The 24,490-nt window shown below is 40.7% G+C and carries 21 protein-coding genes; 3 read left to right on the top strand and 18 right to left on the bottom strand.

What is annotated here, in order from left to right; genetic code table 11:
• Positions 1–33: 33 nt before the first annotated feature.
• The 13 genes from FTX54_RS15220 to FTX54_RS15280 form a co-directional block, all read right to left on the bottom strand.
• Positions 34–1,185, bottom strand: coding sequence for a hypothetical protein (locus FTX54_RS15220; RefSeq protein WP_147802806.1), 1,152 nt, complete (start codon positions 1,183–1,185; stop codon positions 34–36).
• 208 nt (positions 1,186–1,393) lie between these two features.
• Positions 1,394–2,611: an O-antigen ligase family protein gene (locus FTX54_RS15225; RefSeq protein ID WP_147802805.1), complete on the bottom strand. Its 1,218-nt coding sequence runs from the start codon at positions 2,609–2,611 to the stop codon at positions 1,394–1,396.
• A 90-nt stretch (positions 2,612–2,701) separates the two neighbouring features.
• Positions 2,702–3,775 carry a glycosyltransferase gene (locus FTX54_RS15230; RefSeq protein ID WP_147802804.1) on the bottom strand — a complete coding sequence of 358 codons (1,074 nt, stop codon included), beginning with the start codon at positions 3,773–3,775 and terminating at the stop codon, positions 2,702–2,704.
• A 141-nt stretch (positions 3,776–3,916) separates the two neighbouring features.
• Positions 3,917–5,065, bottom strand: a complete 1,149-nt coding sequence (locus FTX54_RS15235) for a glycosyltransferase family 4 protein (protein WP_187254467.1) — start codon at positions 5,063–5,065, stop codon at positions 3,917–3,919.
• Between the two features lie 219 nt (positions 5,066–5,284).
• Positions 5,285–6,535, bottom strand: a complete 1,251-nt coding sequence (locus FTX54_RS15240) for a polysaccharide pyruvyl transferase family protein (protein ID WP_147802802.1) — start codon at positions 6,533–6,535, stop codon at positions 5,285–5,287.
• 230 nt (positions 6,536–6,765) lie between these two features.
• The gene (locus FTX54_RS15245) at positions 6,766–8,103 is read right to left on the bottom strand and encodes a nucleotide sugar dehydrogenase (protein WP_246125561.1); all 1,338 of its coding nucleotides are present in this window, start codon (positions 8,101–8,103) and stop codon (positions 6,766–6,768) included.
• Entirely contained in the window at positions 8,006–8,860 is an 855-nt protein-coding gene (locus FTX54_RS15250) for an NAD-dependent epimerase/dehydratase family protein (RefSeq protein ID WP_147802801.1), read from the bottom strand. The genes FTX54_RS15245 and FTX54_RS15250 overlap by 98 nt, the downstream gene beginning before the upstream one ends.
• A gap of 13 nt (positions 8,861–8,873) precedes the next feature.
• Positions 8,874–10,091 carry a glycosyltransferase gene (locus FTX54_RS15255; RefSeq protein ID WP_147802800.1) on the bottom strand — a complete coding sequence of 406 codons (1,218 nt, stop codon included), beginning with the start codon at positions 10,089–10,091 and terminating at the stop codon, positions 8,874–8,876.
• Positions 10,088–11,872, bottom strand: a complete 1,785-nt coding sequence (locus FTX54_RS15260) for a heparinase II/III family protein (protein ID WP_147802799.1) — start codon at positions 11,870–11,872, stop codon at positions 10,088–10,090. The genes FTX54_RS15255 and FTX54_RS15260 overlap by 4 nt, the downstream gene beginning before the upstream one ends.
• Positions 11,873–12,009: 137 nt before the next feature.
• The gene (locus tag FTX54_RS15265; protein ID WP_147802833.1) at positions 12,010–13,830 is read right to left on the bottom strand and encodes a nucleoside-diphosphate sugar epimerase/dehydratase; all 1,821 of its coding nucleotides are present in this window, start codon (positions 13,828–13,830) and stop codon (positions 12,010–12,012) included.
• Between the two features lie 406 nt (positions 13,831–14,236).
• Entirely contained in the window at positions 14,237–15,010 is a 774-nt protein-coding gene (locus FTX54_RS15270) for a tyrosine-protein phosphatase (protein ID WP_147802798.1), read from the bottom strand.
• A gap of 34 nt (positions 15,011–15,044) precedes the next feature.
• Positions 15,045–15,752 carry a CpsD/CapB family tyrosine-protein kinase gene (locus FTX54_RS15275; RefSeq protein WP_147802797.1) on the bottom strand — a complete coding sequence of 236 codons (708 nt, stop codon included), beginning with the start codon at positions 15,750–15,752 and terminating at the stop codon, positions 15,045–15,047.
• Entirely contained in the window at positions 15,742–16,485 is a 744-nt protein-coding gene (locus tag FTX54_RS15280) for a YveK family protein (RefSeq protein WP_147802796.1), read from the bottom strand. The genes FTX54_RS15275 and FTX54_RS15280 overlap by 11 nt, the downstream gene beginning before the upstream one ends.
• 363 nt (positions 16,486–16,848) lie before the next feature.
• On the opposite strand from FTX54_RS15280, the gene FTX54_RS15285 reads away from it, so the two are divergent.
• Positions 16,849–17,787, top strand: coding sequence for an LCP family protein (locus FTX54_RS15285; RefSeq protein WP_147802795.1), 939 nt, complete (start codon positions 16,849–16,851; stop codon positions 17,785–17,787).
• Between the two features lie 83 nt (positions 17,788–17,870).
• Here FTX54_RS15285 and cysQ read toward each other — a convergent pair whose 3' ends face one another.
• The gene (gene cysQ, locus FTX54_RS15290) at positions 17,871–18,653 is read right to left on the bottom strand and encodes a 3'(2'),5'-bisphosphate nucleotidase CysQ (RefSeq protein ID WP_147802794.1); all 783 of its coding nucleotides are present in this window, start codon (positions 18,651–18,653) and stop codon (positions 17,871–17,873) included.
• A 708-nt stretch (positions 18,654–19,361) separates the two neighbouring features.
• Between cysQ and FTX54_RS15295 the strand changes: the two genes are divergently transcribed.
• Together FTX54_RS15295 and FTX54_RS15300 are read left to right on the top strand one after the other, a co-directional pair.
• Entirely contained in the window at positions 19,362–20,324 is a 963-nt protein-coding gene (locus FTX54_RS15295; protein WP_147802793.1) for an LCP family protein, read from the top strand.
• 444 nt (positions 20,325–20,768) lie between these two features.
• Positions 20,769–21,056 (top strand): hypothetical protein, encoded by a 288-nt coding sequence (locus FTX54_RS15300; protein WP_147802792.1) that lies wholly within the window; start codon positions 20,769–20,771, stop codon positions 21,054–21,056.
• A gap of 189 nt (positions 21,057–21,245) precedes the next feature.
• Here the strand turns inward: FTX54_RS15300 and FTX54_RS15305 are convergent, their stop codons facing one another.
• Genes FTX54_RS15305 through FTX54_RS15320 form a run of 4 tightly spaced genes read right to left on the bottom strand, consistent with a single transcriptional unit; the run spans position 21,246 to position 24,447 of the window.
• On the bottom strand, positions 21,246–21,956 hold the full coding sequence (locus FTX54_RS15305) for a CpsD/CapB family tyrosine-protein kinase (protein WP_281285209.1): 711 nt from the start codon (positions 21,954–21,956) through the stop codon (positions 21,246–21,248).
• Positions 21,946–22,680 (bottom strand): YveK family protein, encoded by a 735-nt coding sequence (locus tag FTX54_RS15310; RefSeq protein ID WP_147802790.1) that lies wholly within the window; start codon positions 22,678–22,680, stop codon positions 21,946–21,948. The genes FTX54_RS15305 and FTX54_RS15310 overlap by 11 nt, the downstream gene beginning before the upstream one ends.
• Before the next feature lie 37 nt (positions 22,681–22,717).
• On the bottom strand, positions 22,718–23,386 hold the full coding sequence (locus FTX54_RS15315) for a hypothetical protein (RefSeq protein ID WP_147802789.1): 669 nt from the start codon (positions 23,384–23,386) through the stop codon (positions 22,718–22,720).
• Positions 23,387–23,418: 32 nt separating this feature from the next.
• On the bottom strand, positions 23,419–24,447 hold the full coding sequence (locus tag FTX54_RS15320) for an S-layer homology domain-containing protein (RefSeq protein ID WP_147802788.1): 1,029 nt from the start codon (positions 24,445–24,447) through the stop codon (positions 23,419–23,421).
• Between the last annotated feature and the right edge of the window lie 43 nt (positions 24,448–24,490).

Raw genomic sequence — 24,490 nt, forward strand, 5'->3', positions numbered from 1 at the left:
ATAGTTTTATTCAATAATTACCAAGATTTGAATTCACTTAGTAATTTCTTTAATGTGGTCATGAATTTCACACCACATCGAGGCATAAAATAACCTTTTTTGAGGATGCACAATATATAATTTCTCATATTGCAGATACAATTTTTCATTAATTTCTAACAATTGTTCTTGGCTCTTAAAATTACTTTTCATTTCATTTAATATGATTGGTTTTTTTCCTAATAGAGAAGCCATAGATGATACAGTGTCCATCATCTTTTTATTATCTATAATCTCTTTAGTTGCTATAAATAAAGCAGGTTTACGAAAAAGAACAGCATAATTAATAGCGGTACTGTAATGTGATAAGACAAACTCACTATTCTTAACAAGTTCAACAGTTTCATCGAAATAGATATTTCGACCACCAAAGTTACTAGACATATTCTTAGATCGAGGATGACCGGCAATTACTACTTTTATGTTTAAATTCTCTTCCAAATAATCAAAAAAACTATTTACTTCTTCATAATAATTTTCGCTGCTTATAGCGGATCCATTCAATATTAAGTCTCGATGCCCTGGTAAATTTTGATCTAAAAAAACTGCATATTTACTACTTTTAAACCTTATATTTGGTCTAGTGTCCGAACTCGAATGTAAATATTTTTCAAAATCATAAGAATGTAAAAATAAAACAGATGTTTTATTTTTATCGATTATATCAATATATTTATGTTGTGTTGCCCCTCCAACAGCAATAAAGTTTGCTGGAGAAACATAAGTTTTGAATAGTATTTTTTTAACTATTTTCTTCGCTTTTATTTTAAGAGCGGTATTTTCTAAATTTTTCTGAGGTACATAGTTATTACTTATATAAAAATAAGGTATTTTCTTTTTACTTATTAATCTATAAAATTGTATGGTTTTAAAAGTGAATGGAAAGCTACTCGAGCAGCATATAATACTTTCTTTATTCAATTTTTCGATATATTCAATAAGTTCATGTTTTTTTTCGATATTGATATACCTAAAAATTTTAGCGTGATTAGAAATATCTTTTTTATAATTTATCGGATTCATTATTGCACTTACATCTAAAATTTCAACATTTAAACCTTGATTATAAAAACTATACAGTCCATATTTCTCATAATCAATCACTGACAATTTTTTACCTGTAATCAATATAATTTTATTTATCATTTATAGCTCCTATTCATTTAATTTAATTCCAAATTTAAGTTTCTTTACTTTAATAAGTAAGTAACCCTAACTTGAACTAGAAAATTTATAAAATTTTATGTCTATAGGCAAATGATAATTTATGTAAGAATGAAAAATGCTTAATTGTTAGTCCCTTTAAATTAAACCCTTAATATACATCCACTAAATATTTATACTGTGTTACCTTCTACTTTTTTATAGGAATTTTATCTAAATTTTTAATTATCACAAAAATTAATAACCCTATCCACCAATACTTATAATATAAAATATCGTTGCCAATACCTAAAAATGTGAATATGAATGCAAACCAAATTAGAGGAAATTTCATTTCATTATTTTGAAAGGCACTTTTCATAATTAATAAAATTAAAGTCCCCCACAATAATAAACCTAAAACTCCATATTCTACTAGTATACTTATATAAATATTATGCGGAGAATTTTCTATACCATAATATTTTGTATAAATATCACTTGATGAGTTAACTCCTCCTCCAACGGCTGCTGTAGAAGCTAAAATATCTGTATATCTTTCCCATATAATTGTTCTACCTGCTGTGGCATCATCGCGATCTCCGGATACTAGCTCTGAAATTTCTGCAATTCTGTTTAGCCTTTCAGAAGCTCCTGTTTCTACTATAACAACTGATATTCCCCACCCAATTATAGATATTATAGAAGTAGTGATTAATAGTTTTTTTATATGCATAGAGTTCAGCCGTTTAAAGTTAATTGTTCTATTCACTGTAATCTCTGTTATAAAATAAATAATTATTGTTATTATTAAAGAAACACTTAATGCCAAAATAGAGGTTCTTCCTTGGGTTAGAATTAATATAAATATCATAGTGCCCGCGGAAAGTACAGCTGTGATTTTACCTGGGGTTTTCGATTTATTATATACCACATAACAAGCTACAATTGCCCAAGTTAAAAAAGCAGCGTACCAAGAAGGGTTTAATCCTCCTATAATAGTAAACCGATCAATTAATAATCCATTTCTGATTATTGAGTATATACCTATAGTTAATGCACCAAAAATATAATACCATAGTAAATAAATAACATATATATTACGTGAATTTATCAAGGTATAAATATGTATAATTGTTAAAAAGTAGCTCCAAATTGTAATGACTTCAATTAATCCTCCATTTATATCCGTAGTCCATATAAGAGTAAAAGTTGCATATATCAGTAAAATAAAAAGAGGAATTAAAAACTTCGGTGCTTTAAGCTTTGGAGAAGAGTCACTACAAATAAGTACGAAATGAATTAGAATTGATAAACCGAGAAATAAGAATGAGGGAGAAATCGGGAAATTTAATTCCAATAAGAAAAAACCATCCCATGGTATTAAAAACAGGTAAACTCCTATTAAAACTGTTAGAATTCTTTTCATTATTTTACCCCTTTGTTATTTCCAACCATATATAGAAATTCTCTTATTTGCTGCCAGAATTTTTTACAATTGATTAATTTAACTTTTTGATCACCTGTTTTTTAGAAATGATGTGAATGACTTTACGCTGTTCTCAACAGTATATTCTTTTTTTATTAAATCAGATAATTGTTTTCCTTTACTAACAATAGTAGAAGGGGAACTTTTAAAGAAATTAATTGTCTTATCTACTTCTTTATCATTTCCCCAGTCAATAAAAAATTGTTCAGTTTTTTCTGCAATAACATATTCCGGTGCATGGCTACTTTGATTGTCAATAATTATTGGCCTACCATATTGTCCAGCCGTAACTACTAACAAACCTACATGTCCAGGATTTGCAACAATATGCGACCACTTAAAATGATGCTCTAATTCTTCCCCAGTTTTCGCTCCATAGATAGATACTCTATTTAGGAGGTTGTTTTCTCTTACTTTTTTTTGCAATGTTTCCATTCCAGGCCCTATCAACCTTAGATTGACATCCTCTCTTCGTTTAGCTAAATAAATCAATCTTTCTATTTTCTTTCTCTTCTGATATCTACCGACAAATAAAATGTTAATCATCTTATTATTGATATTTTTCAAAGGTAAAATTTTTATATCTTCTAACTTTACCGACGTATTATTAAAAGATTGGATATCAACATTAATTCCATCTTTTTTAAGCTTTTCTACATATTCTGTAGTATATGTTAATACTCCATCACTGCTATTAAGAAATACTTTCCTTAGAAATTTAACTAAAAAATTAGTGTTATTTCCGTAAATATGCCCTACCCATATCCAATTTGTTTTTCTTGAAAATAATTTATACCATAAAAATATAATCAACCTATGGGGATATCTCAAACTATAAAATGCAAATATAGTGTCCCATTGATTTTTTGATGCCAAGTTAATTTCTTTAGGTACAATACTTATTTTAAAAAATTTTTCAACAATTTTAATTGATTTTGTATTTATTAATTTATATGAATTGTTTTGATTTTCTTTTAAAGAAATAAGATTTAACTTTTCAAGGTCTAAACTGGTGACAGTTAAACTACAATCTTTAGAAAGTTGTTTTATTAATTCTTCTCTATAATGAGGTATGAAAGCACTTAAAAATAATACTTTATTCACCGTGAAATCACCAACTTTTTTAATTTCAATATTTATTCACCCATTAGATTCTGCAACCAATCAAATTTTAAATGTAGTAGGTATAAAATTTTCCTTATATGAATTGACTAACTAAATAAAAAGTATATTACATATGAATTCTTATACTAATGTTTCTATCCATTTTAATATGTTGTCCGCTCTCTCTTTTATGTCAAACTTTTTGCTATGCAAAAGTGCATTATTTGACATTCTTTCTCTCAGTTTTCGATTTTCATGTAAAGTTAAAACGGCATCTCTTATTTGTGAAGAATCATTAGAGTTAATTCGAATTGATACATCTTCATTTAATATATCATTATTAAAACTTTCTTCAGAAGATATTATTGGCAAACCACAAGCCATTGCTTCAATAATTGAATTACAGCAACCTTCAGCTAAAGTGGGTAGTACAAATACATCTGTTGCAGACAGAACCTCTGCAATTTCAGCATGATCAACTATCCCTTTAAAAAGTACATTTTCTCCTTCTAATTCTAATGGCCCTTGACCAATAAATACAATTCCTATTTCTTTATTATCTTGTAGGGCATCTAATATTCTATTAGGCCCCTTCCTATTAATAAAGTGACCTACAAAAGAGATAATTGTTTTATTAGGGGGTAAATTATACTTTTTCCTCATTTCATTTTTATTATGTGGTTTAAATTTTGTGGAATCAATACCATTTGGAAACGTCTTAATATTATTAAGAGGGATCTGTAACTTTTCATTGCAAAACCTTTTATTACTTTCTGATACTGAAATAATACCTTTTACATTTTGAAAATCCTCAATTGCCTCATTTATTCCAACACTTTTTTTTAGTGTACTAAAGTTTGATTCTCCCGTCGCTATGAAAGCGGGCACCTCCAATTTCTCCCCTATCTCTACTCCAATATAACCACTAGGATATAAAAAATGTGAATATACAATTGTCGGCTTTTCATCCAAAAGACTCAAACCTCGAAACACCGCTTTTCTATAAGAACTTCTTGTAAAACTATTTGTATCTATATTGAACAATTTTTTATTAGAGAATGAGACATATTTGGGAGATATAACTGTTATTGGATTATTATTAACATAGTAATCCTTAAACACCCTTGGCTCATATAATGCTTTTTTATAATTCAGTACTGAAATAGGACTTATAACTGTACATTTTATTCCATTTTCAGAAAAAGCGCGGATTATTTCCTGGACAAAGGTTCCTCTGTGAGGAGTTAATTTTGATGGGTATACAGAGGTGATAATAAGAAAATGGTTCATTCTTAACCGCCTTTCGAATATTAATACACTGTTTTGATATATGATTAATGACACCACTTTAATTGAAATCATAAGCCATTTTAAAATAAAAATTAATTACTTAACTTCTGCAAATCTATTTTCGAATAGCTTTATATTAGATCTATAAATTAACAGTATTTTTTATACTTATAATAGTTATTCTATTATAATACATTTAATAATTAGAGTTTAATCAAATTAATAATTTTTCATGATTTCTGATTTCTCTATGAATAATGACTTTAGCCTTGTTTTAATTTTAACCTCTTCTTTTTCTATAGTGTCCATAATTTTAATTTTATGTGTAGATATATTATCAAGTACTTCACTACTTTCTTCTATTAAATCCGTAGCTTTATCCTCAACCAATTTATAAGGAAGTTCAAATTTTTCCATTAGTCCAGGATTCTTAAAACCCCATTGCTTTTCAAAATAACCAATAGAAGGTGTGTTTGTTGATAATGCAAGTATTATAGAGTGAAGTCGCATGCCAATTAAAAGATTGCAATTTCTGTAAATTTCTCTTAAAACAAGTGTATCATATTCTTCTATGAAAGTTATTCTCCCCGTGCTTTTATACTCATTATAGATTTGCTGAGTAACATTTATATCCTTCCTTGTTTGGACAATTAAAATCACTTCATAATTACTTTTACTTATATAATGCTCTAACGTTTTTCTAATTACATCTAATATCTCATTTTTTTTACTTGTACTAAGTTCTCCTAAATCGCCTACAACTTGGGTTCTCAATGTAAAAGCAATTTTAGAGGATGTCTTATTAAAGGTATCATTATATTTTTTTTGAAACTCTTGTTTTGCTTTATCATTATCTTTTATAAAAAAAGCTAGATCTATAGACTCTTCTATTTTTGATTCAGGAAACATTTCACTTAAATATTGGTAGCTCTTATCTTCTCTAGTAAAAATTTGCTTTGCCTCATTTAAATTACTACTTAAAAGTTTTTTTCCTCTTTTATTAATTACAGAAGCAGAGTGAGGCAACATTATATATGGGACTTTTTTTTCATAAGCTTTTTTTAAAGGGTACATCAATGCTCTGAGCCTTGCATAATCTATTAAAGATTCCGACCTAAGCAAGTTACCTCCATTAAAAATAATAAAGTCTGAGGAAGTTAGTAATTGGATAAATTTCTGATCTTCATTTAGACCAACAGTTTTTATATAGCCATTAAAATGATTCGAGATAGACTTAAGTTTGCCTTCATCTCTATTATATTTAAAAGGTCCTCCAAACAATTGAACAGTGGGATAATATTCATTAATATAATGTTTGCTTTTTTGATACTCTATATCAGTTTCATCAGATTTAGAGAAAGCCTTTATTCGAACACCTAAATCTAGTAGTAGATCAAAGGCGCCTAAGTTAATTGCCATATCTCCACTATTTTTTAATCCATATGTGTATATTAACGACACAGTCTTCATCAATTTATGCTCCTAATTACTAATTTTTTAACTACTATTGCTTTGTATCGTATTTTTCTATTAAATATCTATATGATTATATTTATTAATTTTAAAGGGATTTACACTAGTCAATTAACAATAAAAAACTATTTATATATTTTACTTATTAGAGTACACATTTTAATTGCTTCTAGTTTCGCCCTGAAAATTAATATTACTTTTTCTTTAATTTAATAAACTATATAATTCTATAATTTATAAAATCCTTCAATTGAACATATATTTTTCGTATCAAGAACTAACATGTCTTTTATGAGGTCCATATTATTTTTAATATGATCATGCCCTACCATAACCACCACTATCTCTACTTCGTTGATAAAGTCCTCAAAATTTATAAATTGGTGATCAACCATTCTACTTTTTACATGTGGATCAAATACTTTAACTCCGAAAGCTAAATGTTCATCCATTCTTTCTAATAATTGAAGAGTTGGGCTTTCTCTCGTGTCATCAACATTTTCTTTATAGGACAGCCCATATAAACCCACCTTAGAAATATCTTTAATATTATGTTCTCTCATAATATCTCTGATCCTTCCCAGTACATGTCTAGGCATAGAATCGTTGATTTTTCGGGCGGTTAAAATAAGGTTGGTTAAATCGGGGTAGTCTCCAACTAAGAACCATGGATCTACTGATATGCAATGACCGCCAACACCAGGACCGGGATGCAGAATATTAACGCGCGGATGCTTGTTTGCAATTCTCGTTATTTCATGGACATCCATATCATCCGTCCGGCATATTTTAGCCAATTCATTTGCAAAAGCAATGTTAACATCTCGATATGTATTCTCTATAACTTTCGACATTTCTGCCGACCTTATATCTGTCAATACGATTTCCGACTTACAAAATCTTGCATATATATCTTTGACTTTATCACTTATTTCCCGATCATCTGCACCAATAGTTCTCGAATTGTGCTCCAGTTCGTATATCATATTTCCCGGGGTTATTCTTTCAGGAGCGTGAACTAAATGGACATCTGATCCGATTACGAATCCCCTTTTTTCAATTTCAGGACGGATAAATTTATCTACAGAACCAGGAGATATCGTAGATTCAATAATTATTGTGGTTCCTTTTTCACATACCTCAAGAACATTGTTCACTGCTGAGATAACAAATTTCGGATCCAATTTCTTCGTTGCATTAGTAAAGGGAGTCGGAACTGCCAGAATATACATGTCTGTTTTCTGATAATCCGTGGTAAATGTAATTTTATTCGATAGAGCTTCTTTAAAAAGCTCTTCTAAGCCATCTTCTTCAAAAGTAAGCTTGCCTTCTTTCAAAGAGTTCACCAGGTCATTGTTAACATCTGTACCTACTACCTCCACTCCATTTTTAGCAAGCATTAAGGCTGTGGGCAAACCGATGTAACCGAGTCCAATTATATTAATCATAACAACAACTTCTCCTTCATTAATTTTTAATTTCCTGCTTGATGCCTTCTTCAAAGCTGAGTGGATGATAATTAAGATCCTGCTTAGCTTCTTCATGGGAAAAATCTTTATTTTCATTTAGTCTTAATACCTGCTCTGCCTTTAATTTAGGATTTTTTGATACCTTTTCATAAGCTCTGAGCAGACCGTAACTCACCTTCATTGGTATATGTATTTTAATCACTCTTTTTCCTAAAGCTTCGGCAGTGCGATCAATAACTTCATTGAATGTAAGTGCCTCCGCGCCGGAGACGTTATAAGCTTTGCCCACGCTTAGAGGACGCTTATAAGCTTTTACGATAGCATAAGCCAGGTCTCTTACATGGACCGGTTGCTGCAAATAAGTTCCATCACCCAATACCGGAATGACCCTTACTTTCTTTAGGTATTTCACCAACCTCCACATATTGCGGTCGTTAGGTGTCCCGTAGATCATCGTAGGCCTGATGATAGTATAATCTAACTTACTTTCTTTAATTATTCTTTCAGCTTCTAATCTAATTCCTTTACTATCAGGATTTAATTTAGTAAATATACCGGTCGTACTGACAAAAATGGCCCGCTTCACACCCATCTCTTCGCATGCACCAACAATGTTAGGAGCATGGCCAAAACCAAGGGAAGCAATATTTATGAGCGCTTCTTTACCTTTCAACGCCTCACAAATGGATTGGTAATCCTCCAGCTCCCCATAGACGTATTTCACATTCCGCTTCTTTATATGTTCAAGATTGCTCGTCTTCCTTACAAAACAAGTAACCTCATGACCCTGTTTAAGCAGCTCATCTAAAACAAATTCTCCTAAAAACCCCGTAGACCCGGTCAATAAAATCATGAATGTCTCCTTTTTATATGTCCCGCATAATTTCTAAATATTGTTCTGCTAATTTCTTTCTGGAGTAATTCTGCTCGACAAATTTCGGACCGTTTTCCTGCATTTGTATATATAAGTTTCTATCGTGCTTTAATTTAAGAATAGCCTGCTTTATTTCTTCGGCGTTTTCCGGCTGAACTACGGAAGCTGCTTTCGATTCAGATAAAATATCGGCTGATTCTCCTTCTAAACTGGCCACGATCGGCACCCCACAAGCCATAATTTCGAACATTTTGGAAGGAATAAACGATTTAAAGAGTTCTATATTTCTTAAAGGGATTAACGAAATATCAGAACTGCTGTAGAAGGCGGAAATCCGATCCTTTGGCTGCGAATCAATAAATTTTACATTGCTGATATTCAGATCGCTTACCGTTCTCTTTAATTTTTCCTTTTCCGCTCCTTCGCCAATAAACAAAAATTGAATATCTTCATACTCTTCCAATGCTTGAGCGGCATTTAAAATAACACTCAAATTTTGGGAAATACCGTGAGCTCCTGCGTAAGAAATAATAAACTTATCGTTAAGTTTATATTCATTAATAAGCTCTTCATCCTTCATTCTCGGATAAAATAAGTCCTGATTGACCCCATTCGTAATAACATGAACTTTGTTGCCATTAATTCCTCTGCTTACCACATTCTCTTTAAAAGCTTTCGTAACCATAATTAGTCTGCTGCTTTTACGGTAAAAAAACAGTTCCATTTTCTCCAATATATTTGTCACTGGACCTTTTTTCATCACTCCCAATTCAATCATTGCTGCGGGCCAGAGATCTCTTATTTCAAGAACAAAAGGGGCTCTTTTTATTAAACTGAAACAGTAGCCTGAAATGATTGAAAAAAACGTAGGAGAACTTGTAAGGATAACATCGGGCTTTTTTATTTTATTCATTGAGAAAATAACGGAAGAAAACATAAATGAGATATGTCCTAACGTTTTCTTTACAAATCCTGTGTTTGGAGTGGCATAGACATAGTTTCTATGTACATGAATGCCATCCATTTCTTCATAGCTGTATTTCTTTCCTTTATACTTTTCTGGAATGATACCTGTAGGATGATTTGGAAAACACGTAACAACATGGACTTCATTACCTGCTTCAACCCAGTGTTTTGCCATTTCATACATTCTCCTTGAAGGCGCTCCAATTTCAGGTGGGAAATAATGACATACTACAACGATCTTCATAGCATTACTCCTAATTTTTTATAGTTGATGGTGTATTCTTTGTCTTTATTAATAACTTTTAAGCCATTCTTTATAGGGATGATTTCATGCCGGTTTGAATCCACTTCTATTAAGTAACCGAAAAGATTTTTGTTTTTGCTTTTTGTAAGTCTTATATGCTTATTTTCTTCTTTTACATTAAATTGCTTTGAATACCAGCCTAAATTCACTTCAACTTTATTTGTATTTATTCCAGTTAGGTAAACCAATTGGTCTTCACTCGTAACCTTCATCGTACTGTTATTAATTTCGAAATTTACTTCTGGAATAAAATGTATAAAGCTATTAATATCCGCTTTTGTTTTTGCTTTGATTTCATCCAAAACTATAAATGTGTGTTCATCTATATTCCCTATAAACCTTTTATGTTTTACTCCTTGATAAGACACGTATTGACCTGCTTCATATTGAATACCATTATAGTTAAAAATATTTCTTTTCAGTTTTTTAATACGTTTTGCGACTCTGAAACTCCCCCAAAACTGGGATTGCTCCTGATTGTCTACAGTAACTGTATTGTGAGCTTTTGTACTTCTGAAATAATCTCTCCACTTTCCATTCTCATATCGATACGTTCCGGAATTAACAATCATCGGTAAACTTTTCACTGAAAGCTCGAAGCTTAAAGCATCACAATGTGCATGGGCAGGTAAATAGGTGGGAGAGACATCACCTGTGTCAAAAATCCTTTTGTTGTCACCGTTCTCCGTGATGTAAAAACCACTCGTTTCCAACTTGTATTTTTTCTCTGGTGTTAACGAAAAGTTCTTTTCGGAGACTGCCAGCAAACTTTTATAATCTTTACTTATCCCATCTGTACTGTCATTAAAAGCCGGCGTTTTTCCAAATCCGTCTTCCAAACTGAAAGTGACATCTATCATTTTTTTAATTGTTGGACGTAATTGTTCGTATATGGAATCTTCTTTTAACCAGTAAGTGATTTTTATCAGATCTTCCAAGATGATTTTGTGATACATAGGACTTAATTCGAAGTGCATGCCGTCCTCAAGTATCTGTTCTTTCAATTGCTTCAATAATTCTTTTTTGAACTTCTCTCTCACTTTAGAATCCTCGAAAAAGATACTCGCTATTAAAAGGGCCTTTATATTCTCGAAGTAATGATTACCGAGTACGTCTTTTTCTAAAATAGATTGCAGGTACTGATATTGCTTATATAAAGAATCTATAAATTTATTATGAAAATCAGGATCTTTTTTCATTTCATTTTTAAAAATTTCATATACAGCTATCCAGTTAGTCAGTCGAAGGGAGATTGTATAGGAGTGCCATCCGTCACCGTAGGCAACTGGATTGTGGTTTATCCAGTTATCTATAAAGTATCTGCATTTTTGATAATACATATCATTGTCATATTCTTCTATGTGCCTTTGAGCTAAAGGATAGAGATATTCAAAATAGTGTAGATTGTACCTCCACAAATGTTGTAATTTCGGATCATTCCACGCTGTAGACAAATCTACTTCATGAGAAATACTGATAAATTCAAAATTGTTTTCCAATATCTCCTCAGGATTGAATTTAGCAAGATACTCTTCGTTAAATTCCAATTCTCTGAGGAGATAATTATGATTTTCATTAACGGGAACCTTATCGGGTACTTTTATTTTGAATAAGTCTTTTTTATAAAGTTCCCTATGTACTTTATTTTTAATTCTATAAAGTATCTGTGAAGGTTTAAGATATTTTATGGTGTTTATATAAAGTTTTATGCGACTGGCCATCTTAAAGCACCTCACTGATTAAGTAGATAGTAATAATTGTTTCTGACGCCTGGAAATGTATTCAGCAGATCGGCCTGAATGCTCTATCAATATATTAGCTAAGAGAGAAATATTGATAACAACATTCCGGACCGCTGCTATTTTGCTGTAACGACTTCTCTAAGCTCCACTTCACGAAAGTGTGCAATGTCGAGCACCTTCTCGCGCAGTCTGTCGTTATCGACTGCTTCATAATTCCCCAGCAGTCTTTTGACTACATCGATATTTACCGGAGGAGTCTTCCCGCGGTAGATCATCGGATAGATCTGCTCCTGATGGACTTCGTTTTCTCCGAGGAGTTCTTCAAACATTTTCTCCCCCGGACGCATGCCCGTATATTGGATGTCAATATCATTTTTGTTGTATCCGGAGAGGCGGATCAGGTTTTTGGCTAAATCCACTATTTTGACCGGTTCGCCCATGTCGAGAACGAACGTTTCGCCGCCTTCGGCTATCGCTCCTGCCTGGAGTACGAGGCGGGACGCCTCAGGGATCGTCATAAAGTAGCGGGTCATATCCGGATGGGTAACGGTAACCGGGCCTCCTGCGGCTATCTGCTTTTTAAAGAGCGGGATGACGCTTCCGCGGCTGCCGAGTACATTGCCGAAACGAACAGCGACGAATTTCGTCCCGCTGATGCGGTCCATATGCTGCACGACCATTTCTGCAATCCGTTTCGATGCCCCCATGACACTCGTCGGATTGACCGCTTTATCTGTAGAGATCATCACAAACGAAGTGACACCCGTTTCGTGGGCCGCTTCGGCCACGTTCTTTGTACCCTGGACGTTGTTTTTCACCGCTTCGTGCGGGTTTCGTTCCATGAGTGGCACGTGCTTGTGCGCCGCCGCGTGGTAGATCACGTCCGGAGCGTATTCCTTCATCACTTCCACGATCCGCTCTTTGTCCTGCACGTCGGCGATTTCCGCTGCCACTTCCATATCCGGGAATCGGCTCCGCATTTCCATTTCCACCGAATAAATGCTGTTTTCTCCGTGGCCGAGAAGAATCAGCTTCTCGGGAGAGAAGCGGGCAAGCTGCCGGCATACTTCCGAACCGATCGAGCCGCCGGCACCGGTAACGACAATTGTTTTATTGGTCACTTTCTTTTCAATTTTCTTCGTATCAAGCTCCACCGGATCACGCCCGAGCAGGTCTTCTACCTGCACGTCGCGCATTTCCGTGACGTTCACCCTTCCGGACATAATGTCCTCGAGCGCCGGCATAATCTGCGTACGCACTTTCATTTCGGAACATTTTTCAAAAATAATGTTTAGCTCCTGTTTGGAAAGGGAAGGGATAGCAATGATAATGTGTTCGATTTCTTTATCCCGGACAACGTCCGTCAGCATCTCTTTCCCGCCGACGACGGGAACCCCCATAATTTCCAGATGCTTTTTGTGCGGATTGTCGTCAATAAACGCGACCGGCCGAAGCTCGGACATATCACTCGTCAGCAGCTGACGCGCCACCATCGTCCCGCCGTTTCCGGCGCCGATAATCAGTGCGCGTTTTTTCGTGTGGTCGAGTTTAAATTTGGTGTCGCGGTAGAGCCGCCATGAAAAGCGTGACGCCCCGATAAAGAGGATGTGCAGCATCCACGTCACGAGCAGCGTGCGCGTATACAGCGTTTGAAACGCGAGCAGCTGAAACACGGCGACAGCCGCGACCGTACACGTGACAGCGAGAAAAATTCCCGACAGTTCGCGGATGCTCGCATACGACCAGACCCGCTTATACAGTTTGAAAAAATAAGCAAACACGTGGTGAAACACGAGCAGCGCCACGGAGGTGGCGACAATCGCCGCGGCGAAAATGTCCGCCGCCGGCATTAACAGCCAGTACCCGGCAAAAATCGAAAACATCACGATCATCGAATCAATCAGTATTAATGAAGCAAGTCTCCCCTTATAACCCATCATCTTCCTCCTTGAAAACCAATCTTCCATTCTGCTATGTTTTACGGCTTTTCCCGCTAGAGAACATTTCTTCCACACGAAAAGAAGCGATTTTCACACGCATCCTTTTCACGATAATGAACCCAACCGCCCGAAAATTTCTCTTCTCGACAGGGGGAAGAGTCATGTCCTTTTTCCCTTGGAAAGGAGAGGAAAGCCAGTAATGCTATATTATGTAATCCACCTAATATTGTAACATATTCCCATGCGATCACATAGGTCTTTTCTCCTTTTTAACTAGACTTTTTCATACATTTACGTCTTTTCGACCGCCGAAACTTCTTTTATTTTACAATTTGGAAAGGTTTACAAAGCGAACAGGACCGCGTTTTCCGCAGTCCTGTTCGCTTTGTTTTTTAGAAAAAATTTATTTACTCAACAGCCGCTTCAGCCACGATTTTTCTTCCATATGTTTCGGCTGATCGGGAATCACCGGGTCGTTTGCTATAATCTTTTCAGCATTCGCCTGAAAAAAAGCAGCCCGCTTTGAATCAAACTCGCCCTCGATGACCTCGTACGCTTCCTTTAAATGAAACGGACGTGACGTCGTATTGTGCGCGTCGCTTGCGACGATATGCGTTAAGTTGGCACGGATCATTTCGAGGGAAAAGTGCTTGATCTTCCTGCCGAACGCGCCGGTCACACTTCCCGCGGTCACCTGGGTGAGCGCTCCGTTCTGGACAAAGTCGTAAAGCATCCTCGGTTTCTCAACAAACACCTGGTTCCGCTCTGGATGGACGATGACCGGCTTGTAGCCTTCCAGCTGCAGGTCGTAAAACAGCTGCTTCGCATAGCGGGGCACCTGGCTCGATGGAAATTCCACGAACAGATAGTTGGAACCGTTCAGCGTCAGAACGTCTCCTTCGCCCAGGTCCTCGAGCATTTCCCCGTAAATGCGGACTTCCTGCCCCGGCAGAATCTCGAGCGGGATCCTCTGCTCCTTTAAGCGCGCATTCGCTTTCTTCACTTGTCTGCGGATCACAGAGGCCGGATTATTGTAGCTCCCGTTCTGATGGTGGGGCGTGGCCATTAGTTTCGTAATGCCTTCTTCCACGGCCGTGCGGGCCATCGCAAGCATTTCTTCCTCATCCGGCGCTCCGTCATCGAGCCCCGGCAGAATATGGCTGTGCAGATCAATCATACTTTCATCCTCCTCTATTACAAAGGGGAGGAGCTTATCCTTCCCCGTAGTAGTCATAGTTATGTGATTCTTCTAATACGCGGTCATTCAGCACCGCTCCCAGAAGATTTGCTTCCACTTTTTTCAGGGAGGCCACTGCTTTTTTAGCCTGTTCCTCTTCTGTCCTGCCGCTGCGGATGACTAGCACGGTCCCGTCCAGCAGTCCGGCAAGAATCTGTGGATCAGTGACGGCGTTAACCGGGGGCGTGTCAAAAATAATGTAGTCATACAGGCCGGATGCTTCCTCGACGAACATTTTCATTTTGCTCGATCCGAGAAGTTCACTCGGGTTCGGCGGAACCGGTCCGGAAGAAAGGACGTCCAGGTTAGCAATCGCTGTCTCTGCCACGGTCGCCTGTAAGGGTGCCTGCCCCGTGACGACGTTGGTTAAGCCGGTTTGATTTGACACCTGAAAAGAAAAGTGGACAGTCGGTTTGCGGAGGTCGGCATCGACAAGCAGGACGTTACTGCCCAACTGGGATAGGACTATACTTAAGTTTGCCGCCGTCGTGGACTTCCCTTCTCCGGGAGAAGAGGAGGTGACCAGGATTGTTTTCAGCTTTTTATCAATGGACGCGAACTGTATGTTCGTGCGAAGCGTACGGAACTGTTCGGCAATCGGCGAACGCTTGTCGAGTTCGGTAATCAATGCCCGCTGCTTATCAAATGCCCCGGCAGATCTGCTTTTCCCTTTAAGCCCCATACGTCTCACGTCCTCGCTGCTTTTTCGTACTCGTCAGGTCCCCTGCGTTTCTGGACGGCGGCATTGTAGAGATGGAAGCGAGTATTGGAATACCGAGCTTTTCTTCCACGTCCTCTTCCGATTTAATGGTTCTGTCGAGAAATTCGAGAAGGAAGGCAAGCCCGACCGCAAGCACGAGGCCGACGACAAATGCGACTCCCATATTCAGCACCGGATCCGGAGCCACCGGCGACGGGTTTTCCTCCAGTTCCGCAGGAGAGAGAAGCGAGACGTTATCGACGTTCATAATGTCTATAATATCTTCCTGAAAGACTGCCCCGATCGTGTTCGCTATTTCGACAGCCGCATCAGGGTTTTCGTCCTGGACACGGATCGTAACGATCTGGGATTCTTCTGAGTCTGATACGCTCACCTGACTCCGCAGTTCGTCTACGGATCGTATCAGATTCAGCTCCTCAAGTGCCGGATCAAGAATTCTTGAAGAAGTAATAATGACGCTGTATGTGTTAATAAGCTCCCGGCTCGTCTCCAGTTCGTCGGAAGTGAACTCCTGCTGTGAATCAGCGGCCGACTGATTGACGAGCAGCTGGGTCGATGCTTCATACACCGGGGTAAGAATAACGTAGGAGATTCCTGCTGCCAATGCTACAGCGGCGGCTGTAATGATCACGATCAGGCCCAGCCGCTGTCTCAGCGTCTGTAAAATGTCTTTTACACTGATTTTTTCTTCCATCCTGTTCCTCCTGTATGTGACTACCTCGTTAGACGGCCATTTCTGTTTATGCTATAAGATAACGACGATTAAAAACTTCCTATGGATCGGTCTGCTTCTAGACTAATGGAAAATCCCCCGCCGGCCGTTTTATTTCTTTTCTAACGAGAGGCTGCTGCCTGCGGTCCGGTTTCGAGACGAACCTGCCCGTCCGCCTTCTGATGTTCGTTATAAAAGACGTTCATTAAGTCTATAGTAATAGGAAACGTCAGGAAAGTAAATCATTTTTGTCAAATTCTTTCAATTTAACGAAAATTTTATTGCGTCCGACTTCTCTGCCGATTATACTGAGTAATAGAATTTCTATAGAGAGGGAGCATACCTATGCGGAAATTATTTTATATTGTGGGAGGCATCTTTCTGCTGTTTCTTTTGGCAGGCGGAGGTTATTTATTTTACTTATATAATTCGGTTCAGAATACAATTGATTCGGAGATGCACGTTGATCTCGAGCGCGATAAGCCGGACGGCCGGACGGCGGAAGTTGATATGGACAACGGCGAGCCGGTCTCGTTTCTTTTAATGGGCGTGGATGCAGAGGAATCGACGAGCGGACGGACGGATACGATTATGGTCATCACCGTCAACCCGGCGGAGGAATCGATGCGGATGCTCAGCCTTCCGCGCGACACGCGCATGGAGCTTCCCGGCCGCGGTCAGGATAAAGTCAACCACGCGTACGCTTACGGCGGAGCGGATATGGCACTCGAAGCCGTCGAAGACTATTTTGACATTCCGCTCGACTACTTCATTACCGTCAACATGTCCGGTTTTCAGGAGATCGTCAATGCGGTGGACGGCGTGACGGTGGACAATGCATTTGCATTCCAGCAGGATGAGTACAGCTTTGAAGAAGGCGAAGTGCATTTGAACGGGGAAGAAGCGCTTGCCTATGCCCGGATGCGTAAAGAAGATCCGGAAGGTGACTTCGGCCGCAACACGCGCCAGCGTCAGGTCGTCAATGCGATCATCAATGAAGGTGCGCAGTTCAGTTCGGTCACCCGCATCGGGGACATTCTTGATGCGATGGGAAACAACGTCGTCACGAATCTCGACTTTGAGAAAATGCGCAAGCTGCAGTCCAACTATTCCGATACCCGCCACAACCAGGAAACGCTTGAAATTAACGGAAGCGGCGAAACGATCGACGGCATCTGGTACTATTCGGTATCAGACGAAGAGCGCTCCCGCTTAAGCAGCGAATTCCGCACTCATCTTGGTCTCGACGGAGCAGACGTTGCCCAGTCGGAAGAAAACGAATAAATAAACGTAAGGAGACGCCCCATTCGGAGCGTCTCCTTTTATTCTGAGCTTTTTTATCACCCGGCAGAGACCGTGCCCCCTGCTTATCTTTTTGCGAGAAACCAGTTGTTTGTCAGGTTTTCTTTTGTGTAGGCGAGGCGCTCTCCTGTTTCATGGTCGAGCACTTCCCCGCCGGACGCTTCGACGATCGCCTGGCCGGCGGCAGTGTCCCACTCCATCGTCGGGGCAAACCTCGGGTACCAGGCCGCTCTGCCTTCGGCAACAAAACAGAATTTCAGGGAGCTTCCGGCAGCGACGGTGTCGATTCTACCGTGTTCGTGGGTGAGCTCTTCAATGAACGCTTCTGTTTCGTCAGAGAGGTGCGAACGGCTGGCAACGACACTTCTTCCGGGCTCTTCTTTCGGAAGCGGCGTGCTTGCTGCGAGCAGCTCTGCTTCATCGACCGCGCGCTGGGCGGAGGCATTCTCTAATTTAAAGGCGTGGCCCTTCGCACCGAAGTAGCACGTATCAAGCGCCGGGGCGTAAATGATGCCGAGCGTCGGGTAGGTCCCTTCAATGAGGGAAATATTCACCGTGAACTCATCGTTTTTCTTCAAAAATTCCTTCGTGCCATCAAGCGGATCCACGAGCCAATAACGTTTCCAGCTTTGGCGCTCTTCGGCAGGAACATCTTCCCCTTCTTCACTCAGTACAGGAATCGACGCCATCTGCTTCAGGCCGTCATAGATGACGCGGTGGGCGCGGCGGTCCGCTTCTGTAAGCGGAGAGTGGTCTTCTTTTCGATCCACGGCGGTATCTTTGCTGTACTCATCCATGATCTCCTGGCCCGCTGCCAGGCAGATCTGGTACAAATCGTACATATCCATAGTCGTACCTCCTCTTCTTTATGTATGATGTGAAGCCGGTGCGAAAAATCTTTTCCAATGGGCGTCTCGAGCGCCCGGACCGGCACTGCAAAATAGATTACCAGTTCACGGCGGTCTGCTTCTTTCATCGGCGGGGCAGTAAAAATTGCGGCAGCGGATAATCCTCCAGCCAGCCGCAGCTGCAGCGGTTCCTGCGGTTCATGTACTTCTGCGAACGTGCGCTTTTCCTGATGACGGAAGACCCACGTCCATGCAGAAAACGCCCCCCTTCACACAGCGGTTGACGTTCAGTTTACCAAATAAGCGCTCTCGCTGTCAGGAGTTCCGTCCCAACCTCCTCTTTTCCCTTTATCCTGAAAAGCCGCTCCGTAAACTGAAGAACGGCTATTCAGCGGATCGTTCTTCCATGACATCCTTCCGGAACCTGTCCTGTCCGGAGAGCGCCTCCACGGTAACAAAACACAGTGTTGCAGCGCGCAGCCGGAAACAGGTGAATGGCGGAAATGTCCTTTCTGCCTTCCGACATTTATTCAGAATAGTTCCAAGTGCTTAAAGCGAGAAGAAAAAGAGGCCTTTCGAACGGATTTACCCTCTTTAAATAAGGTAGAAAGACTTGAGTACTTTTTATTTATAGTGAATCCTTCTTGCATTCATTGTCAGGTAAACGATATACTGAATATTAGTTTATCGACAGAAGGGATCCGGATAATGAAAAAAATACTGTATACATTTGGAGTACTGATCGCCCTCGTTCTCCTTGTTGGCGCCGGCTACGCCTATTACTTATATGATTCCGTCCAGGAAACAGTCGATTCCGATATGTACGTGGAGCTCGAACGGGACAGAGATAAAGATGAGGCAGAGGAAGAAGAGTCAAAACTGGAAATGGACAACCGGGAGCCACTTTCTTTCCTGCTTCTCGGTGTGGACGCGGAAGAAGCGGCCCAGGGACTGGCAGATACGATCATGGTAGTTACGGTAAATCCCGAGGATGACTCCATGAAAATGGTCAGCCTCCCGCGCGATCTCCGCCTTACGATCCCCGGCCGGGACAACCCCGATAAAATTAATCATTCCTACGGATACGGCGGTCCGGATTTGATTATGGACACGGTGGAAAATTACCTGGATATCCCTCTCGATTATTTCGTCACGGTTAATATGAACGGATTCGAAGAAATTATCGACGCTCTCGGAGGCGTTTCCGTCGACAATTCTTTCGCCTTTGAACAGAACGAATTTTTCTTTGAAGAAGGCGAGCACGAGCTGAACGGCGAAGAGGCTCTTGCTTATGCCAGGATGCGCAAGGAAGATCCGGAAGGCGATATCGGGCGAAATTCGCGCCAGCGCCAGATCGTGAATTCGATGATTGAAGAGGGCGCCCAGCTCAGCTCGCTCAGCAACGCCCAGGGGCTGCTCGATGCTCTTGGTAACAATGTGCTTACCAACCTTGATTTCGAAAAGATGCGCAAGCTCCAGCAGAATTATGCAAGCGCCCGTCACGATCAGGAAACACTCGAGCTGGAAGTCGACAATGAGCGCATTGACGGTCTCTGGTACATTCTCGTCGAGGAAGAAGAACGTGAACGGATCAGTGAAGAATTAAAGTATCATCTGGATATTTCGGACACGAAAGTAGCCAATCTCGAAGATGACGAAGAGAACGAGTAGTTCTTTCTCACGTGAAAATTGTATCGGAAAGCAGGAAAGGCTCCCGCCGCGTTGGCAGGGAGCCTTTTTTATTATGCAGGCCGAAGAAAAACCAGTTATAAAACATAGTTCGTATCTGTTTCTGTAAACCGCTCCTTCGTTTCCATGGAGAAGCTTTCCGGGGGCACGGGGTCGTCTGATTCCTTGCTCCTTTTGATCGGGAGAAGTGAACCTTCGCGATGTCGGAAATTTTTTGCAGGCTTCTGGTTTCCAAACAGGAACCAGTCGATGTGATAAGAAGTTGGAAAATAAAGGACCCAGCATACCTTCCCTTCATGCTCAAAGAAGGATTCGATAAAGCTAATGTCTTTTTCACTATTTTGAATTTTTTGTGCTTCACCTGTTTACTTTTTGGAAATATTTACAGATAATAAAAGGAGAGTCTATGGATGGAGGAGAAAAGACATGCCATTTAAACTGAATCGAAAGAAACAAACACTTGAGGCGACTCATGTGCAGTGTCCGAGCTGTGAAAATATCTCTGCAGTGGAAAAGTGGAATAATATTGTGAAGCATACGTATGGAGACAGCGCTCCAGATGTCCGCCAGGCAGCTATTAATCGGAAAAACAGTTTCCCGTTTCAATGTCCTTCCTGCTACAAAGGCTATTCTGCTCACGTGTTGATCTTTCACCAAAGTGAAGCCAGACGCCAAAAGCTTTCTTCCTCCTCCAAACCATCGGAATTATCGTAAACAAGATCGACGGGCCTGATCTCATACTTTGGAAAACTACCGGGCTCAGCGGGGAGGCTTTCCGGAAGGAACGGGTTCAGCTGCTTTATCCGTGATAAACAGCAGTAAAGGGACGGATGATTCCACTAAAAAAAGCGTTATGACGGTTGTGTCATAACGCTTTTTCCTATGAAATAAGGTGTCTTTCTTTTAGCGGTCTCCGTAATAGTAATAGTAGGAGCCCTGTTTCTTTTCCTTTTTGTTTAAAACGACCCCAAGGATGTTTGCGCCGACGTTGACGAGCAGTTCTTTAGCTTTGATAGCATCGTCATATTTCGTCGAGCCGCTGCTCGTGACGAGCACAATCCCGTCACTTTTCGTCGCGAGCACCTGCGCATCCGTTACGGCAAGGAGAGGAGGCGTATCCATGACGACATAATCGTACGTAAGCTTCGCTTCTTCGAGCAGGGCATCCATCCGGTCGGAGCCGAGAAGCTCGGACGGTTTCGGAGGAATCGGACCTGCGGTTAAAAGATCGAGGTACGGGACGGTCGTCTTCTGAACGACTCTTTCCATCGGCGTCTGCTGAATGAGCATCGTCGTAAGACCTTTCGTGTTATCGACCCCGAACGTATAGTGCGTGCTCGGGCGGCGCATGTCTGCATCAATGAGCAGCACCCGCTTGTCCTGCTGGGAAAGCATCGTCGCCACGTTCGCCGCAGTCGTCGACTTTCCTTCTCCAGGAGCCGTGGAAGTGACCATAATTAAGCGTACAGGATCGAGAGTCGCGTACTGCATGTTCGTCCGAATCGTCCGGTACTGCTCAGCGACCGGGGATTTAGGACGGAAGTGGGCAATTAGGCTGCGCTGCTTTTCCGAGAGCTTATCGCTCTTCTTTTTGCGGAATAATTTAAGAACCAATGCGCTCTCTCCTTTCCGGTGGCTGTTCATTGATCTCTTCCTCATCGAGCGTATCCGTCTCGTCGTCAATGATGCTCACGGCGCCGAGTACCGGCAGCCCGAGTGTTTTCTCAATGTCTGATTCGGAACGGATCGTATTATTCAGGAATTCCAGCAGGAACGCCAGACCGACGGAAGCCATCAGTCCCACAACAAAAGCAATTGCCATATTAAGTACTGGATTGGGGCTTACGGGAGCTTCTGCGTCGCTCACGTTCGCCGGTGCAAGAATATGTATGTTGTCAATGTTCAACAGGGTGGCAATTTCTCTCTGGAATACTTCGGCTGTGACGTTGGCTGTTTCTACTGCTCTGCCTGGATCGGTGTCTTCAATCCGGATCGTCACGACCTGCGATTCCCCTTCCTGATTAACCGTAAGCTGCGGATCCGCTTCCATTCCTACAGCATCATTCACCTGATCGAGAATATAAGGACTCTGTAGAATCACGTTATATGTATCAATATAGGAGGAATCGGACTCAAACGGATTTGCGGCCGAAAGAATCGACGCGCCGGTCGCTGCCTGGCTGACAAGAACCTGGGTGGTGGCTTCGTATTTCGGTGTTAAAACATTGTAGCTGATGACGCCGGCTGCTGAGACAGCTATCAGCGTTATAACGATGATCATCACGATCCGCTTTTTCAGCGTTTCGAATATTTCTTTGAGACTAATGGTTTCTTCCATAATGCCCTCCGTCATCGGTGTAATTTTCTCCGCGGAATTATTGGTCAAAAATTCTGTGCACAGCTTCTAAACGGCGGGTTTCTTTTTGTGTTTCGTAGAGGAGTTCAAATTCTTCTGCTTTATCGGGGTCATAGCCGTTTTCTTCCAATGCTGTGCGGACTTGGTTATGCAGGTCATTAAAGCGCTGGTCGGCTTCTTCTTCCAGAACGTTGACCCGCTGGATGTAATCGGCCTGTACGTCATTGGCAGGGCGGTCCAGATCGCCGCTCTGCACGCGCTGATAATCCGTTTCTGCATTGGCGAGAATCTGTTCGAGACGCTCTGTTTCCTGCGCCTGCATCGTCTCGTACTGCTCAAAGTACGTATCAAGAATTTCCTGCTCGTCCAGTTCACTGCCGGCCGGCCCGTCTGCCGCATTTTCTTCATTGACAGAGGAAGACTCTCCTCGACTGCCGGCACTGCTGCCGGAACCGGGAGAGCTGCTGTTGGTTTCCGTATTACTGGAGCTGCTTCCTCCGTTTTCGGATGAATTTGCTTCACCATCGGAGTCTGTACCGTTATCTTCCGCTGTCATCTCGTCTGCGGGGCGGGTTTCACCAGCGGTTTCAGCCGTTTCTTCGACCCGCTCACTCCAGGCGATCTGGCTGAAGATAACGGCCCCCGCACATACTGCTGCGATGACGCCGATAGAGATGATTTTCTTCATTCCGAAAACTCCTTCTTTTCCAGGTGTCTTAATTAATAGTTAAAATTTACGTTAACTTCTGTTGCCTGGCCTTTTTCATCAATCAGAAGACCAAGAAGGCTGAGTCCGTCCGGGAATGCGTCTTTAAGCATTGCAAGGGAAACTTCTTCTCTTGCAAGAACTTCCGCTACAGTCAGGTCATTGACGCCTTCTGTAAGGTTTTCCTGCTTTGGAATATCCGGGTGTGCATAAGGCATGTCAAGCATATAAATCGTGCTGTCTTTCGTTACACTGATTTCTCCGCCTGTGAAGACCGTATCATCGGAAAAGTCTGTCATATCGAAATCTACAGTCTGACGGCGCTTGTCTGCGTCTTCTCCGACAACACCTTCTACGTCAGTGCCGCTGCTCATAAATACAGAAGCAGAAGTCACTTCAGATGGTGCATCCGCATCGTCGAGACAGTTTTCTTCAATATATCCACCCTGGTAAAGTGCGCGGGTAAGGAAAATTGCGAATTCCTGACGGGTAACGGAATCTTTTGGATCAAATGATCCGTCCGGCCGTCCTACCGTGATGCCAGATTCAAACAACGCATCAACATCTTTTATATGAGAAGAGTTTGCATTGTCTCTGTCCGAAAACGGAGCTTCTTCTTGAGCTTCAGGAAGTTCAAATGCACGGATGATGAGCGTAGCCATCTGCTCACGAGTCAGTTCCGTGTTTGGAAGAAAGAGTCCCTGAGGATTGCCCTGGAAAATTCCCTGTTTGTGAGTGGCAAGGACATCGTTATAGAAATAACTGCCTTCGTTCACATCACTGAATGGGTTATTGTCGCCCGCTTCGAGATCAAGAGCACGGTTGAACATGATTGCCGAATCTGCCCGTTTTACGTCGGCATCCGGCTGGAAAGTCCCATCAGGATAACCCTGGATAACACCTTCAGATGTCAGGGTGATAATTTCACAGTATCCGTATTGATTATCTTCATCAACATCAGGAAACTGGTTTTGCGCGGATGCTGGCATAACTGCTGTAAAAAGCATAGCTAGAGCCACCATCAAATAAGTAAAATATTTCATAATATTCCTCCGTTTCAAATTGTAGTAAAGACGACGTGACAAA

The sequence above is a fragment of the Alkalicoccus halolimnae genome, assembly GCF_008014775.2.
Lineage (GTDB): Bacteria > Bacillota > Bacilli > Bacillales > Salisediminibacteriaceae > Alkalicoccus > Alkalicoccus halolimnae.